At 61.7% G+C, this 15,076-nt stretch carries 12 protein-coding genes; 9 read left to right on the plus strand and 3 right to left on the minus strand.

The annotated features are described in order from the left end of the window. Nucleotides 1-17 precede the first annotated feature (17 nt). Together HOLFODRAFT_RS0210020 and HOLFODRAFT_RS0210025 are read right to left on the minus strand one after the other, a co-directional pair. Nucleotides 18-773: a hypothetical protein gene (locus HOLFODRAFT_RS0210020; RefSeq protein ID WP_026939223.1), complete on the minus strand. Its 756-nt coding sequence runs from the start codon at nt 771-773 to the stop codon at nt 18-20. Then, on the minus strand, nt 770-1,168 hold the full coding sequence (locus HOLFODRAFT_RS0210025; RefSeq protein ID WP_005038393.1) for an acyl-CoA thioesterase: 399 nt from the start codon (nt 1,166-1,168) through the stop codon (nt 770-772). Before HOLFODRAFT_RS0210025 ends, HOLFODRAFT_RS0210020 begins: the two co-directional genes overlap by 4 nt. A gap of 62 nt (nt 1,169-1,230) precedes the next feature. On the opposite strand from HOLFODRAFT_RS0210025, the gene HOLFODRAFT_RS0210030 reads away from it, so the two are divergent. Beyond that, nucleotides 1,231-2,547, plus strand: a complete 1,317-nt coding sequence (locus HOLFODRAFT_RS0210030) for a CPBP family intramembrane glutamic endopeptidase (protein WP_005038395.1) — start codon at nt 1,231-1,233, stop codon at nt 2,545-2,547. Here the strand turns inward: HOLFODRAFT_RS0210030 and HOLFODRAFT_RS22985 are convergent. Continuing rightward, nucleotides 2,529-3,701 (minus strand): serine/threonine-protein kinase, encoded by a 1,173-nt coding sequence (locus HOLFODRAFT_RS22985; protein ID WP_005038397.1) that lies wholly within the window; start codon nt 3,699-3,701, stop codon nt 2,529-2,531. The two genes, HOLFODRAFT_RS0210030 and HOLFODRAFT_RS22985, sit on opposite strands and share 19 nt — an antisense overlap. A gap of 116 nt (nt 3,702-3,817) precedes the next feature. Here HOLFODRAFT_RS22985 and efp point away from each other — a divergent pair, with 116 nt between their 5' ends. The 8 genes from efp to HOLFODRAFT_RS0210075 all read left to right on the plus strand — a co-directional run bounded on the left by efp (nt 3,818) and on the right by HOLFODRAFT_RS0210075 (nt 15,076). Next, nucleotides 3,818-4,393, plus strand: a complete 576-nt coding sequence (gene efp, locus HOLFODRAFT_RS0210040) for an elongation factor P (protein ID WP_005038399.1) — start codon at nt 3,818-3,820, stop codon at nt 4,391-4,393. A 1-nt stretch (nt 4,394) separates the two neighbouring features. Further along, entirely contained in the window at nt 4,395-5,489 is a 1,095-nt protein-coding gene (gene rsgA, locus HOLFODRAFT_RS22990; RefSeq protein WP_005038401.1) for a ribosome small subunit-dependent GTPase A, read from the plus strand. A 148-nt stretch (nt 5,490-5,637) separates the two neighbouring features. Continuing rightward, nucleotides 5,638-8,328, plus strand: a complete 2,691-nt coding sequence (locus tag HOLFODRAFT_RS0210050; protein ID WP_005038403.1) for a type VI secretion system Vgr family protein — start codon at nt 5,638-5,640, stop codon at nt 8,326-8,328. A gap of 25 nt (nt 8,329-8,353) precedes the next feature. Then, on the plus strand, nt 8,354-10,744 hold the full coding sequence (locus HOLFODRAFT_RS0210055; protein WP_005038405.1) for a T6SS effector BTH_I2691 family protein: 2,391 nt from the start codon (nt 8,354-8,356) through the stop codon (nt 10,742-10,744). 285 nt (nt 10,745-11,029) lie between these two features. Continuing rightward, complete coding sequence (locus HOLFODRAFT_RS25280) at nt 11,030-11,683, plus strand: DUF6708 domain-containing protein (RefSeq protein WP_341871911.1); 654 nt, start codon at nt 11,030-11,032, stop codon at nt 11,681-11,683. A gap of 223 nt (nt 11,684-11,906) precedes the next feature. Further along, on the plus strand, nt 11,907-12,653 hold the full coding sequence (locus tag HOLFODRAFT_RS25285; protein ID WP_341871912.1) for a DUF6708 domain-containing protein: 747 nt from the start codon (nt 11,907-11,909) through the stop codon (nt 12,651-12,653). A 223-nt stretch (nt 12,654-12,876) separates the two neighbouring features. Then, nucleotides 12,877-13,620, plus strand: coding sequence for a DUF6708 domain-containing protein (locus tag HOLFODRAFT_RS23980; protein WP_148300500.1), 744 nt, complete (start codon nt 12,877-12,879; stop codon nt 13,618-13,620). Between the two features lie 70 nt (nt 13,621-13,690). Then, nucleotides 13,691-15,076, plus strand: a complete 1,386-nt coding sequence (locus HOLFODRAFT_RS0210075) for a T6SS effector BTH_I2691 family protein (RefSeq protein ID WP_005038412.1) — start codon at nt 13,691-13,693, stop codon at nt 15,074-15,076.

Genomic DNA, 15,076 nt, shown 5'->3' on the forward strand with positions numbered 1-15,076 from the left:
TCCCCCGACACCGAACCCTACTGGACCGTCGGATGGGAGATATCCCCCCCGAGCTGAAGGCGCAGAACCTCGAAGGGGGCTTTTACCTCCACCCAGCTTCCGGCCCCCAGGCCGGGAATGGGCCTCAGGCGCGGCGGGGGCAGGAGCCTTACCTCCCCGGGCTGGAGTAGGGGCAGGGAAAGTCCCTCCCAGGCCTCCACAGGGATGCTGCGGGAGTGGCCCGCCCCCGAGATTTCCAGGTGCCCCTCAGGCCATCGGAAGGTGAGCCAGCCCCCCAACACCACACCTTCGGGTTCCTCAAGAGCCAGACAGAAGCCCGCCGATCGCCCGCCGTGCATCCCGATGACCGCCAGGGTCGGAAGGGGCAGCTGACTCAGTGCAGCAAGTGGGCCCCGTACCGAAACCCGGTCCAAGGCCCGCCCATCGGCGCGACGGATGGCACTGGGCTCCGGCAGGCATGGACAGAAGCGCAGGCCCTCCAGAGGCAGCGCCAGATCCTCTGGAAGCCCGCTGCGACGCTCCCATTTCTCCGCGTAGGCCAAGGCCTGACGCACCCGCTGTAGCGCCCTGGGGCCGGCCTCCAGCACAGCCCGGATACGGGGCGGCACCGTAGCCTCGGCCAGGATCTCGGAGTGTCCCTCACCTAGCTTAGCCAGACGCACCCGCTCCACCCGGTGGAGGTCCACCACGCGACCGGGATCAGAGGGCAGGGGGGCCACCATGAGGCAGCGCCCTTCCCATTCCACAGTGCCCAGCTGGAGTTCAGGGATCATACCCGGGTCTTCAGCCATTCGAGGGCCTCGGGGGGGATGGGCCGGGGGCGATCCGCATTGAAATCCATCATGACCTGCACGGTATGCCCCTCCGCGACCACCACGTCGTCCTTCTCCCGACGGAACTTGAAACTCAGGGTGAAGGAGCTGGTGCCGATCTGGCTGCAGAACAGCTCGACCTTGACCACATCGTGGAAGAAGAGCGGTTTGCGGTAGTCGATCTCGGTCCTGACGACAAGAAAGCCGTGCTCACGCCAGGGGCGCCCCTGGAGTTGATCATCCCACCACCGGATGCGGGCCTGCTCTAGATAGGTGAGATACACAGCGTTGTTGACATGCCCCAGGGCATCCAGATCACGGAATCGGACCTCTGTCGTGTAGCAGAATGGCTTCAAGATGTTCTCCACAAGACCCCACGGTCTTCCTTCAGGGTATCCCAGGGCTCATTGTGGTATCCATGGCTCTCCATGCCCCCCAGCTCGACCGCGCTTGGCGCCCCCACCCCCAATGGGCTGATCCCCTGATCGTCCTCCTGGCCGTGCTCACCCTGCTGATGGCCTGGGCAAGCCTCCAGAGGCGCATGGCTCCTGGCCCCATGGGTGACCAAGTCTCCGTGTCGGGGCGCCTCCTGGACCTTCAGCTGAGCGTGCTCGGCTCCAAGGCCCCATGGACCGCCCTCCAGAAGCAGGCCCAGAACCCCTGGGATCGAACCATACTGGCAATCCATGCCGCCGAGGCCGGGCAGGTCTCCACGGCGGCGGGGTGGCTCCAGGATTCCCCCCCAGCCCTCACCCAGGCTTGGAAGAGGGCCTACCTGGCTGGCCCCCAGCCTGAGCCCGGCACCTGGACCTTGGTCGATAGGGGGCTGGGGCAGACCCATGCCGCCAGTCTGCTACAGGCCCGGCTCATGGAGGCCGGGGGACAGGATGCCGTGTCATTCAGACGTGCGGCGTCAGACAGGCTCAGGATGCGCCTCTGGGCCCTCGGAGCTCTCGGATGCCTTGCAGGCATGGTCCTTGTGGGCGGCCTGGGCTTCGCCCTTTTCCTCTCCATCCGAAAGCCGACTCCCCCAGCGCCCCTGCCACCCCTCGCCCTCGGAGGACGAGCCCTGGCCATCCTCTTCCTGGGCTGGTTCCTGGCCATGCAGTTTTCGGGCACCTTCGTCCAGGCCCTCCTGGCGGTCCTGCCTTTCCTGCGTCCCTGGGCCCTGCCCTGCGCCTATCTCTTCCACGCCCTCATCGGCACCGGCCTCCTCTGCGGAATGGAGGGAATCGGTTTCAAGGAGCTCTGGCACCGCATGACTCCTGGGCCCCTGGGCCGGAACCTGGCCTGGGGCCTGGGCTACCTGGGCCTCACCGTGCTCCTGGCCCTTGCCCTCTCCCTTGCCCTGAGCCAAGTGATGCCGAGCGAGGAGCCTCCGCAGCGGGAACTGATCGAAATCCTCACCAGGGCCCGCACCCTTGGGACCGCCCTCCCCCTCTTCCTGACGGTGGCGTTGCTGGCCCCCTGCTTCGAGGAACTCATGTTCCGGGGCTGCCTCCTCCCGGCCCTCCGACGTCGCCTCTCCCCCTGGCCCGCTCTGCTCCTGGGGGCCCTGGCCTTCGGCGCCATGCACCTCCAACCCATGGGCCTGCCCCTCCTGAGCCTCCTGGGGCTCACCATGGGACTCGCCTTCCTGCGCACCGGCAGCCTCTGGACCTCCATCCTTGTCCACGCCTGCTGGAACGGAGCCCAGTTCCTGCTGATGCGGACCCTCTACGGATGCCTGAGGTAGTCCATCACGGCCCAGAAGACCGAACCCACGATCCACACCACCACAATCCACGCCACCAGCACCCAGGGACGGATGGGCTCAGAAGAGTGGTCCAGCTTGGCGGGGTGGCTGGCCGTGGTCCTGGGATTATCCAGGGCGTCCGGATCGAGCTCGATCTTCATCGTTCCGGTCTGGCTGTAGACCGGTGTGGGACGAACAGGCGTGGCACGGGCGTGAAAAGACCCGCTGGCTCCAATGGACTCCGAACCGGTCACCTGACGAGGCGCGCGGGTCCTTCGGAGGGGCACGATATCGCCAGCGTGGTCATCGTGGCGGAAGAGATCCTCCACCCGCCCCCGAGCCAAGTCATCCAAGGGGTATGTGTCCATCAGGGCCAGTAAGAATTGCATTAATGTTTCATACCTATCATCCGGATCACTGGCCAGAGCACGCCTGAAGACGTTGCCCACGGGCCCAGACATGCCCGGCGGGATGACCGGGCCCTCGTGGAGCACATGGGAAATCACAGCGGCAACATTACTGCCGGGGTGAGGCAGCTGACCCGTCAGCAATTCGAAGGCTGTGACGGCAAAGGCATATCGATCGCTGCTCGGCGTAGGGTCCTCCCCCCGCAGAAGCTCGGGCGCGCTGTATGCGGGAGATCCCAGGAATTCCCCGGAGGCAGTCATGCGGGGAGCCATGGTCTTGGCGATGCCGAAGTCCATGAGCTTCACCCGGCCGTCCTCGGACACCAGGATATTGTCGGGTTTCACATCACGGTGAACGATGGCATGGCGGTGAGCCGCCCGGAGGGCCCGCATGGCCTGGATCAGGATTCCAAGACAGGTCTCCACCTCCAGATTCCCGTCCCGGATGAGCTTGCCCAGGCTGCTCCCCTCGACGTATTCCATGGCCAGGAAGGGCCCCAGGTCCGGTTCCTCCCCCACATCGTAGATGGTGACGACATTCGGATGATTGAGCTGGGCAGAGATCTCTGCCTCGCGCTTGAAGCGGTCCAGGGCAAGATCCCGTTCTTCACCCACCGCCCGCACAACCTTGATGGCCAGGCGACGCTTGAGGAGGGGATCATCCGCTAGGTAGACCCTCCCCATGGCCCCGTAGCCGAGGGTGCGTTGCACGGTATAGCGTCCAATCTTGGTGGGAATCTCTGGCATGTATGAACCTAACCTCACATCATATCGCCAAGGCACGGCCTGCGCTCCAATCCTGACAGGGATGGCGAAAGGGAAGGGTAACGATACAATGATGATTTGCCCTTTTCGAGGTCCCCATGGCCGCCCTGATCGAAGCCATTGAAATCAAGCGCAAGATGTTCTTCGAGTTCGAAGACACGCCGTATCACTGTCTGGATGTGGAAGTCTCCACCCCCACCGCCCGCGGAGGCCAGACCCTGGTCCGCCTCAAGATGCGGAACCTCCTGACCCGCGCCGTCTTCGACAAGACCTTCAAGGCTGGCGACAAGTTCAAGGAGCCAGATCTCACCATGAATCCCGCCAGCTACCTGTACAGCGATGGCGAGGGGCACCACTTCATGGACCAGGAGACCTACGAGACCCTGACCCTCAACGACGAGATGGTGGACCACGCCCTGGACTACCTGCTGGAGGGCATGATCGTCCAGATCCAGAAGTTCAACGACAACCCCATCGGCCTCCAGATGCCCCAGCACGTCGAACTGACCGTGACCTACACCGAGCCTGGCAGCCGCGGCGACACGGCCAGCGGCAATGTCACCAAGCCCGCCAAGCTGGAGACGGGTCTGGAAGTCAAGGTGCCCCTCTTCATCAAGGAGGGCGAAAAGGTCAAGGTGAGCACGGAAACCGGAGAGTTCGCGGGCCGGGCCTAGCGTGTCTACGCGCAAATACCGCCTTGGCCAGAGCCGTCACGCCGACGACCTGGACCGTCCCGACTCCTACGCCCGGGAGGGCAAGGCCCAGAGCAAGCGCCGTCAACAGAGCGCCGAGCGCCTGTTGACGGACATTGAGGACCACGATGCGGCCTCGATGCTGACCCTCCCAGACCCAGCGCCCTGGATGCACCTGGAGGAAGCCACCCTGATCCAGCGTCACAGCCAGTGGGTAGATCTGGAACTGGCGGATCGGTCCATTCTGAGGGCCTCCCTTGCTGGCAAGCTCAAGGGAGTGAAGCTGGTGGTGGGTGACCGGGTGCGCTACTCTCCGGTGCCCATCGAATACGTGGAGTCCAACCTCCCCCAGGTGCAGGTGGTGGCGATCATGCCCCGCCACACCCTGCTGAAACGGGGAGGAATCGACGACCGGGAGCCCTGGCAGCTCATCTGCGCCAACGCAGATGAGCTGTGGGTCTGCGCCGCCGTGGTGGACCCACCCCTTCGGCCCGGGATCCTGGAGCGGGCCCAGACCCTGGCCCTGGCGGCAGGCCTCACCTTTCGCATCGTCGTCACCAAGCGGGACCGCGCCAGCGTCAAGGACACCCTGCCCGAGCTGGATGCCCTCCGGGAGCAGGACCTGTCCATCCTGGAAACCAGCGCCGCCAAGGGCGCAGGTCTCGAACCTCTGCAGACCCTGCTGAAGGACCGCACCGTGGTCCTGGTGGGTCATAGCGGGGTGGGCAAGAGCACCCTGGTCAACGCCCTCCTGCCAGACGCGAAGGTCAAGACCGGGGATATGAGCAAGTACGGCACGGGCCGCCAGACCACCACCGCCGCCCGGTGGCTCCCCACGCCCTACGGGGGCACCCTCATCGATACCCCCGGCATCCGCACCCTGTCCGTTCGCGGCTTCGACCGCTCCCTCCTGGCCCAGGTCTTCCCGGAGTTCCCGGGGGACTGGATCGAGGACCCCACCGGGCTGGACCCCTTCGATGACAACCTGGACCTGGACTACCCCGAACGCCTCCAGAGCCTTCAGCGGCTTTGGGAGGAGATGGGGGAGCGGAACCCCAATCAGAGCAGCTATAAGTAATTTCGCTCACATGGCGCGATGGCTTTGGACCTGAGTGCCCCGGACAGGGGCACCCGTCGCTCGACGCGCCTAGGACCAGACAGGAATAGCCTCTCCCAAGATTGATTCATACATAGTTGTTGTATGCTTTAATCATCGGAGTCGAACCATGTCTCTCTTGAATGCCGCCACCTCAGGCCTGAGCCCCTACCTGCCCCAGCTTCCCACCAGCCTCACCGATATCCTCAACGCCTTCATCAGCCAGGCCACCCGCCTCCTGGGGATCCATTTCTCCGGCGACAGCGGCATCCCCGAGGGCAAGTTCCTGGTCCATCGGATCAAAGGCACCGAGGCCATCAACGAAGGCTTCAGCTACCAGATCTGGGTCCTCTGCCAGGACGCCCACTTCCCCTTGAAGAAGCTCCAGGGCGTTCCCGTCGAGATCAGCATCCTCACGGACAGCGGCGACAAGCGACTCATCTGCGGGGTCATCACCGAAGTCCACAGCGAGGGGTCCGATGGTGGATTCTCCACCTATCGCCTCGTGGTGGAGCCCGTCACCGCCGCTCTGCGCCTGGGCCGCAGTTCCCGAATCTTCCTCCAGAAGACCGATCTGGAGATCGCCAAGCTCCTGATCAACGAAGAGCTGGCAAACAATAGCGTTTTTGCCGCCACCCTCCACCTCGAAGACCGTTGCCTCAAGAAGCAGAGCTACCCCGTCCGGGACTTCGCCTTCCTCTGCGACGATAACAAGTGGGACTTCATCCGCCGCCGCCTCGCCAGGATCGGCGTCTCCTTCGTCATCGCCCCCAGCCCCGACAGCAGCCCGGAGCACCCCCAGCACACCCTCATCCTCTTCGACGATCCCCGGGACCTGGACGAGAACGAGGCCGAAGAGGTCCGCTTCCACCGGGCCGATGGCACCGAGGAGGCCGACACCATCACGGGCTGGCAGGCCCAGCGCAGCCTCCAGGTGGGCAGGGTCACCCGGCGCACCTGGGACCACAGCAGCGGCGCCCTCAGCACCACCAGCGAAGAGCTCCTCTCGGACCAGGGAGCCTTCGGCAACGCCCTGGCCTCGACCCTGGAGGACTACCGCCACGAGGCGCCCCTGGAGCACGACGAGCTTCAAGGCCACGAAAAGGCCACCACCAGCCGCGCCCAGGTCTGGGAGCAGCGCACCAAGGGCTTCGTGGGCGAGGGCACCGTGCGGGACTTCCGGGTGGGCACGAGCTTCGTCCTGGAGGACCACCCCGTCCACGACGCCGACCCCAAGGCCCAGCGCACCTTCGTCCTGACCGCGTTGAAACTGGAGGCCGAGAACAACTTCGGGGGATTGAAGACCGGCCACGAGGCCGCACAGGTCTACACCAATCGCTTCGAGTGCCTTCGCCAGGGCATTCCCATCCTCCCGGAGGAGCTGGAAGCCCCGGACCCCGGCCTCCAGACCGCCACGGTCGTCGGCCCCGAAGGCGAGGAGGTCCACACCGACGAGGTGGGGCGCATCAAGGTCGAACTCCACTGCACCCGCAAGGAGGACCACCCCTTGGCCGGGGCCACGGGCACAGATCGGGATAGCACCTGGGTGCGCCTCCTCCAGCCCTGGTCCAGCCAGGGCATGGGCGGGGGATTTCTGCCTCGGGCTGGCGACGAAGTGCTGATCCAGTTCCTCAACAACGACCCCGACAAGCCCGTGATCCTGGGTGTCCTCCCGGGCGGGCAGCGCAAGCCCGCCACCTTCAGCCTGGCCTCCAGCCTCCCCGGCGATAAGGCCATCTCGGGTATGCGCTCCAAGATGCACAAGGGGAGCGGCGGTAACGAACTCCTCTTCGACGACAGCACCAACGAGCTGCGGGCCCGATTGGCCAGTGACCACGCCAAGACCGAACTGAACCTGGGCCACATCGTCCATCCCAGGGCCCTGGGGGTGGCGGAAGCCAAAGGCACCGGCTTCGAGCTGCGCAGCGAGGCCTACGGCACCCTCCGGGGCGAGAAGGGCCTGCTGCTCAGCACCGAGGGCGGCAGTGCCGCCCTGGAGGCTGTTGGGCTGCACAGCCAGCTCGAGAGCGGCCAGCAGCTCACCAAGGCCCTCAGCGATGTGGCCGAAAAGCACCAGATGGAGCCCCTGGGCAGCCTGGAGACTGCGAAGAAAGCTCAGGACACCCTGAAGAAAACCGTCCAGACTGGGCAAACAGAAGTGCCCGCCTTCGCCGACCCCCTGCTGGTCCTCTCTAGCCCCGCAGGCATCGTGCAAGCCACCCCCGCCAGCGCCCACAGCAGCGCCGGACAGAACATCCACCTGGACAGCGGCCAGGACACGGTGATCGCCGCCGGCAAGCGCATCATGATGGCCGCCCAGGAGGCCTGGAGCGTCTTTGCCGCGAAATCCGGCATCAAGCTCTTCGCAGGCAAGGGCAACATCGACATCCAGGCCCACGAAGGCAAGCTCGGCCTCGTGGCGGACCAGGAGGTCCAGATCGTTTCCGCCACCGCCAGCTCCGAGATCCTCGCCAAGATCGCCCTCCACCTCGCCGCCGGAGGCGGTGCCCTCACCATGAAAGACGGCAACATGGTCATCCAGCTCCCCGGCGCCCTGGAGATCCACGCGGCGGGGGTGAAGATGATGGGGGCACAAAAGGTGGAACCCAGCCTGCCCTCCCTGCCCCAGGGGGAGGCCCCCCATGACGAGCAGTTCCGCATCCTGGACCAAGCGACCCAGGAACCCCTGGCTAACCGGAAATATCGCATCGAACTGGAGGATGGGCGCGTGTTCCGGGGCGTCACGGATGCCGAAGGCAAGACCCTGCGCGTCCATACCGGGGATCAAGCCAAGGGCATGAACATCGTTCTGGAATCCTGACCAAATTTAGGGGAGCAACCTCAACATGGTGGACCATTATCTGGGCACTCACAGCAGCAATCTAGTCAGAGGGAGCGTCAAGGACCTGCACTGGTCGAAACCCGTGCCGATATTCCCGGTGCGTTATGCGTTGGGGGATGACGGGTCAAGAACTCCCCCACTGAGCGGCTCCTTTTGCGTTACCAGCGTCAAGCCGAGCCCAGGCACCCATTACACCCTGCGCCGCCCCCGTGGGGGGTATCTTTACGTATTCAACGAGAAGAGCCAATTCTGGAACATCTTTCTTGTGAACCCTTGGGGCCAGCTTTCCCCGGTGGACCGGAATGACCAGGACCACAGAAACCTTGGCTACACCCAAAACGGACTGGTGCTGGCACCCGACGATTCGGTGCTTTGGTTCTGCTTCACGAACCACCTTCTGGACAAGAGCATCCTGTCCCAGGCGGCCCATAAACAGGACTTCCGCAGCAAGTTCATGCGTTGCGTAAAACCATTGGCGCCTGGACCCCACACCGGAGCATTGAAGGATGTCGAGACCCATGTCGCAGACTTGGCGCGCGGAGTGAGGCCCGAGGCCTTCTGGTTCAGCGCCTTCCCCTTCGCCAAGCAGAAAGTGGACCAACTGGAGAGCGAAGTCAGCAAAGACTGCCTCCAGCGTGGCCTCATACTCGCCCTGGACGACCCCACCGGCATTGCCATGGACACCCGCGCCATGATGGCTCAACGCTATAACAACTTCGTATCAGAGCCCGAGAGAGCCCGGCGGAACGCCAGTTACCAAGCCGTGTTGGATATCCGCGCCAGCGTCCAGTCCTTCGGCGAGAAGGAATATCTTCAGCGGCAGAAACCCCAGGATTCCCTGTATGGGCTCATGGCGAAGGCACGTGCGGTTGTCCAGGAGGATGGGCGAATGTTGGACGACTTCAATAAGAATGTCCAGAACGCCATCGAGCAGGCCAGGTGGAAGGCTTGGGAGCCTTACCACTACAAGGTCAACTGGGATGCCATGGGAAAGTGGCCCAGCCAGCTTGAACAGCAACTGAACGAGCATAAGGACAAAGTCCTGATTCCCCTCGCAGAGACCCATGCCCGATGGATGCAAAGCCCTGAACTCCAGGCGGTATTTCGTTACCACTACCCCAGCGGCGTCGCTGACACGGGAGGCCACTATGCGGGCCTTCTTCGCCTATGCATTGAGGGCACCCAAGCCTACAAACCCTGCGCGGATCTCTACCTCAAGTGGCTGGAGGACGATGCATTCCGTTCCTGCGGAATCCTCGCCCGGGGGCTGCTGAGCAACCACTCTCCCCTTCTCAACGAAATCAGGAACGCCCCCTTCAGCAGCGGAGTCAGCTTCAACGATTTCGCCATCAAGGGGTCTCTCCCGGTGATCACCCAGGCTGTGGACGCTCTTGGGGGTGCGGCGGGCGACAGCATGAAAGCCTTGGCCAAGGAACTGATCGGCCCCTTGACGGAGCTGACGAAAAAGGCGGCCGAGGAGGATCGGGGCCGGCTTGCCCTCTCGGCCCTGGCGGCCATTGAAAAGAAGCAGCTTCGCCTCCTCACCTTCCGGAACACGGGTCTGTCTGATGTCCTGGAGTCCATCACGGAAAGCGTGCGGCGGGTGAATCCCAGCATCAAGCAAGGCCAGGCCCGGTGCCAAATCGCTGGGTTCCTGGGGCAGGATCCAAGGGTCTACAATGCCCGAAAGCCGACCAAGTGGGTGGTGGTCCTGAACGAAGAGGAACTTCGCCTCCACGGCATCAACCCAGGGTCAGAGGGCCTGCTGACCCTGGACCGGCTCACCGAAACCCCCGCCAATCGATGGAACTTCTTCAAGACCAGCACCGGCAGATTCAGCGCCCTCATGCTCGCCTGCCAGAGCGCAAGCCTGGTGGCCAGCATCCGGGACTTCAACTCCGCCCCCGTCCAGCAGAACATCGATGTGCTCACCCAGCTCTCGGCGGGAATCCTCGCATGGAGTAGTTCCGTCGCCACCACCGTCTACAGCGTCGTAAGCCCCAACGTGGCGCTTGGAATCATTGAATCCAATGCATTCAAGACCTTCAGATACATGGGGGTCGCGGCGGGGGTGTTGAATGGACTAGTCGACATATACAAGGGTTGGCAGGCATTAACACAAAAAGACTATAAAACGATGGGATGTTACTGGTTTTCCGCAGCATCTGGTATTGGTTCATCAATATTACTTGGAACGACCTGGCTATCTGGTGCTTGGGTTCCGATCGTTGGCTGGGTTTTATTGGCTGTTTTTATTGGCATTCAGCTTTACCTTGCAACCAGAAGCGGACCGCTCCACGATTGGCTTGAAAAGTGCGCTTTCGGTATTAGACCTGGATTCCATACTGCCGACGCCGAACGGGCATTCTTGAAAACAGCAGTCAGCGGGGTATGATCCATGCAATGCATTCCAAATAGAAGACTACAGTTCAAGCCTGATCAAAGGCTTGAAGATGAGGAATTGGCAAGACAGCTCTTCCAGAATGAGCCCCTTGAAGCCACTCCTCGCTACTGGGGATCACTCATCAAGCTGAATAGTACATATCTCGAATCCCCAGATGTTATCTATGGACAGCAGGGATGGCTGACCATGTGGGGCGGCATTGCAGCGTTGATTTTTTTTACTACGGGAATTATATACTCCACAACCATATATCGTGTAGATCGCCACAACCTAACAATGATTATTGCAGTTCTTGCGGCGAATTTAATTATTTCCCTATTGTTTATTCTGCTTGCCAAATCTGAATTCTTTAAGTACACCCACATGCCCGTCCGCCTGAACCGCAAAACCCGGATGGTCCATGTGTTCCGCTTCGATGGCTCGGTCCTCTCGGTCCCCTGGGACGAGGTCTTCTTCAATGTCGGGCTTGGCCGGTACAAGGGGCCCTTCCAGCCCACCTTCATCGCGGGGCACGTGATGGAGGGCTCCAAGCGCTACCCCAAGGAGACCTTCATCCTGGGGGGGCACGCCTCCGGGTTGGCCGCCACCCTTTCCCTCTGGGAGTTCTTCCGGCGCTACATGGAAGAGGGGCCCGAATCCGCACTGGAAGACACCCCGCAGCTTGTCTGCCTGCCCCTGGATCGGGGCAAGGAACCCTTTTCGGCGGGGATGACGGTGGTTCATCGGGAGATGGGTTCGCCCAACTGGTTCCTGGGGACGATCCTCTTCCCGATCCGCGTTCTCCAATCCTGCGCCCGCTGGCTCGCCTTCCGCACCTGCAAGGTCCCCGTCTGGCCCAAGGAGATCGAGGCCACCTGCACCATTGAGCCTGAGGACCCCCATGTCCACGACGTCACCACCAACCCGCCTGGATACCGTTTTGGATACTGACGCGCACTCCGCTCTTTCGAGGGTTTGAGATATGCAGGGGATTCCCAATCACAAGTTGCAGTTCAAGCCCGATCAGAGGCTTGAGGACGATGAGCTAGCAAGACAACTCTTCCAGAATGATCATCTTGAATTCAGACCTCGTTATTGGGGGTCACTGATCAAGTTCAATAGCACCTTTCTTGAATCCCCCGATGTTGTATACGGACAGCAGGGATGGTTGACAATGTGGTGCGGAGTTGTTGTTATTGCCTTTTTGGTTGCGGGTACGTCTTCATATACAGGATTATCTTCGCTGATATTCCATTCCAATACCGATAAGGATATTTTCGGTCTTTTTTTCTACCTATTTTTTGCCATTCTCTTTTCTCTGCTCGCCAAATCCGAATTCTTCAAATACACCCACATGCCGGTCCGTTTGAACCGCAAAACCCGGATGGTCCATGTGTTCCGCTTCGATGGTTCGGTCCTTTCCGTTCCCTGGGACGAGGTCTTTTTCAACATCGGCCTGGGCCGGTACAAGGGGCCCTTCCAGCCCACCTTCATCGCGGGGCATGTGATGGAGGGCTCCAAGCGCTACCCCAAGGAGACCTTCATCCTGGGGGGGCACGCCTCCGGGTTGGCCGCCACCCTCTCCCTCTGGGAGTTCTTCCGGCGCTACATGGAAGAGGGGCCCGAATCCGCACTGGAGGACACTCCGCAGCTTGTCTGCCTGCCCCTGGACCGGGGCAAGGAGCCCTTTTCGGCGGGCATGACGGTGGTTCATCGGGAAATGGGTTCACCCAACTGGTTCCTGGGCACGATCCTCTTCCCGATCCGCGTTCTCCAATCTTGCGCCCGCTGGCTCGCCTTCCGCACCTGCAAGGTCCCCGTCTGGCCCAAGGAGATCGAGGCCACCTGCACCATTGAGCCCGATGACCCCCATGTCCACGACGTCACCACCAACCCGCCTGGATACCGTTTTGGCTACTGACGCGCACCCCGCTCTTTCGAGGGTTTGAGCTATGCAGGGGATTCCCAATAACAAGTTGCAGTTCAAGCCTGATCAGAGGCTTGAGGATGAGGAGCTGGCGAGACAGCTCTTCCAGAATGAGCCCCTTGACGTCAGCCCTCAGTATTGGGGGTCACTGATCAAGCTCAATAGCACCTACCTTGAGTCGCCGGACGTTGTTTATGGGCAGCAAGGATGGTTGACAATGTGGTGTGGAGTTTCATCATTCGGTTTTTTTGCAGTAGGCATATTGGATCTACACTCTTCAATAACGCAAAATAAAGTTTTAACATTTAACAACATCGATGGATGCATTTTGTTGTGGTTAGCTGCTTTATTTTTTATTTCTATTTCCAAATCCGAATTCTTCAAATACACCCACATGCCCGTCCGCCTGAACCGCAAAACCCGGATGGTCCATGTGTTTCGCTTTGATGGCTCGGTCCTTTCCGTCCCCTGGGACGAGGTCTTCTTCAATGTCGGCCTGGGCCGGTACAAAGGCCCCTTCCAGCCCACCTTCATCGCGGGGCACGTGATGGAGGGCTCCAAGCGCTACCCCAAGGAGACCTTCATCCTGGGGGGGCACGCCTCCGGGTTGGCTGCCACCCTTTCCCTCTGGGAGTTCTTCCGGCGCTACATGGAAGAGGGGCCCGAATCCGCACTGGAGGACACCCCGCAGCTTGTCTGCCTGCCCCTGGATCGGGGCAAGGAACCCTTTTCGGCGGGGATGACGGTGGTTCATCGGGAGATGGGTTCGCCCAACTGGTTCCTGGGGACGATCCTCTTCCCGATCCGCGTTCTCCAATCCTGCGCCCGCTGGCTCGCCTTCCGCACCTGCAAGGTCCCCGTCTGGCCCAAGGAGATCGAGGCCACCTGCACCATTGAGCCTGAGGACCCCCATGTCCACGACGTCACCACCAACCCGCCTGGGTATCGTTTTGGCTACTGAGGCGTTCTATTTCTCTCCAACTCAACGGCGATGCAGCCTTAACGCGGGCGCCCATCTGGAAACTTGAGATATGGAAGAACTCCCAAGTCAGCGATTCAAGGGCTACTTCAACGGTGTCTTCGATTCCGTGGATGTGGTCAGCGGCTTGGCCTATACCCACACCCTGGGCCGTTGCTACACAGGGGTCCAGGATAAGGGGCCTTGCGCCGCCTACATGACCAAATGGCTGAAGGCAGAACTCACCAGCGAGAACCTGTTGCTGCGCGGGCTGGTCCTCAACCTGAAGAAGACCGCTGCGGACATCCGCGCGGCGGTGTCGCCATCCATGGACCTTCGGGGCTTGCCCTGGGATGGCCTGATTTCGGGATTTGCCACAACCGTGGAGGCCGTCAAGAAGGACAAGGATGCTGTCATCGTGCGCTATATCGCCACGCTGGGTCACCCCATTGCGGAGGTGCTCAAGGGGGCGCTGAATGGACCCATCCGCCACGCCGCCGCCGCCCTGGGCGTGGTCAGCGAGACGCCCAGGGTTTGCGTCGAGGTCGTGGGCAGCAAGAAGACCTTCCGGGCGATGCTGGTCAAGGAATTGCTGGGGCTCAACAAGGGCAAACCCAGTGCAAATCAGGTCCAGATGGCCACAGCGGCAGAGATGAAGCGACTGGAAGTGCATGGCGTGCCCATGGAGGGCACCCACCAGCAGCGCTTCCTGCTAATGGTGGACCCCGAAGAGGCCAAGGCCATGCCCAAGGGACTCAAGCCCCAGGCCCAGGCCGAATGGCTGGCCCAATCCATCCGGACCCCCGAGGAAGTGGAAGCCCTGAACCTTGCCAAGTGGCAGGGCAAGCTCAAGAATGGCTGGGGCAAGGGTGCTCCCCTTATCTTTGGTGCCGTGGCAGGCATCTGCCAGTTCCTGTCCATGAGCAAACTCTCCGCAGACCTGGAAAAGGGCACCTCCTTCGAGAAGACGGAGAACCAGTGGCGCCATGGTGCCAGCGTGGCGGCTTTTGCGGGAACCTTGGGGGAGTTGATGGGTGGGGCTATAGAGATGCGGCCGTCAATTTTCTGGACAGAGTCTGCCGCTCTCGGCATCAAGACCACAGGGCGGGTTTTGGGATTTGTTGCGGGGTTGGTGATGGCGGGGGTGGATGGGTGTAAGGGATGGGGGGAGTGGAAGAATGGTAATAACGGACTTGCCTATGCCTACGGCATCAGCGCCATGGTCGGCGGAGGGGCGGCCATTTGCTTCCTCTTGGCCTCGACCTTTGTTTGGCTGGGCCCAGTCGGGTGGCTCCTGGTGGTCCTAAGTGTAGGGATTAGCGTCCTGATTGAGTACATCAAGGACAACAAACTCCAGGAATGGCTCAAGCGCGGCTGTTGGGGGACCCTCCGAGACAAGGAAGGCTACGGGAACATGGAAACCGAAATCGGCGATTTCAACGCAGCGATGGGAGGTTGA

It is taken from the genome of Holophaga foetida DSM 6591 (assembly GCF_000242615.2).
Classification (GTDB): domain Bacteria; phylum Acidobacteriota; class Holophagae; order Holophagales; family Holophagaceae; genus Holophaga; species Holophaga foetida.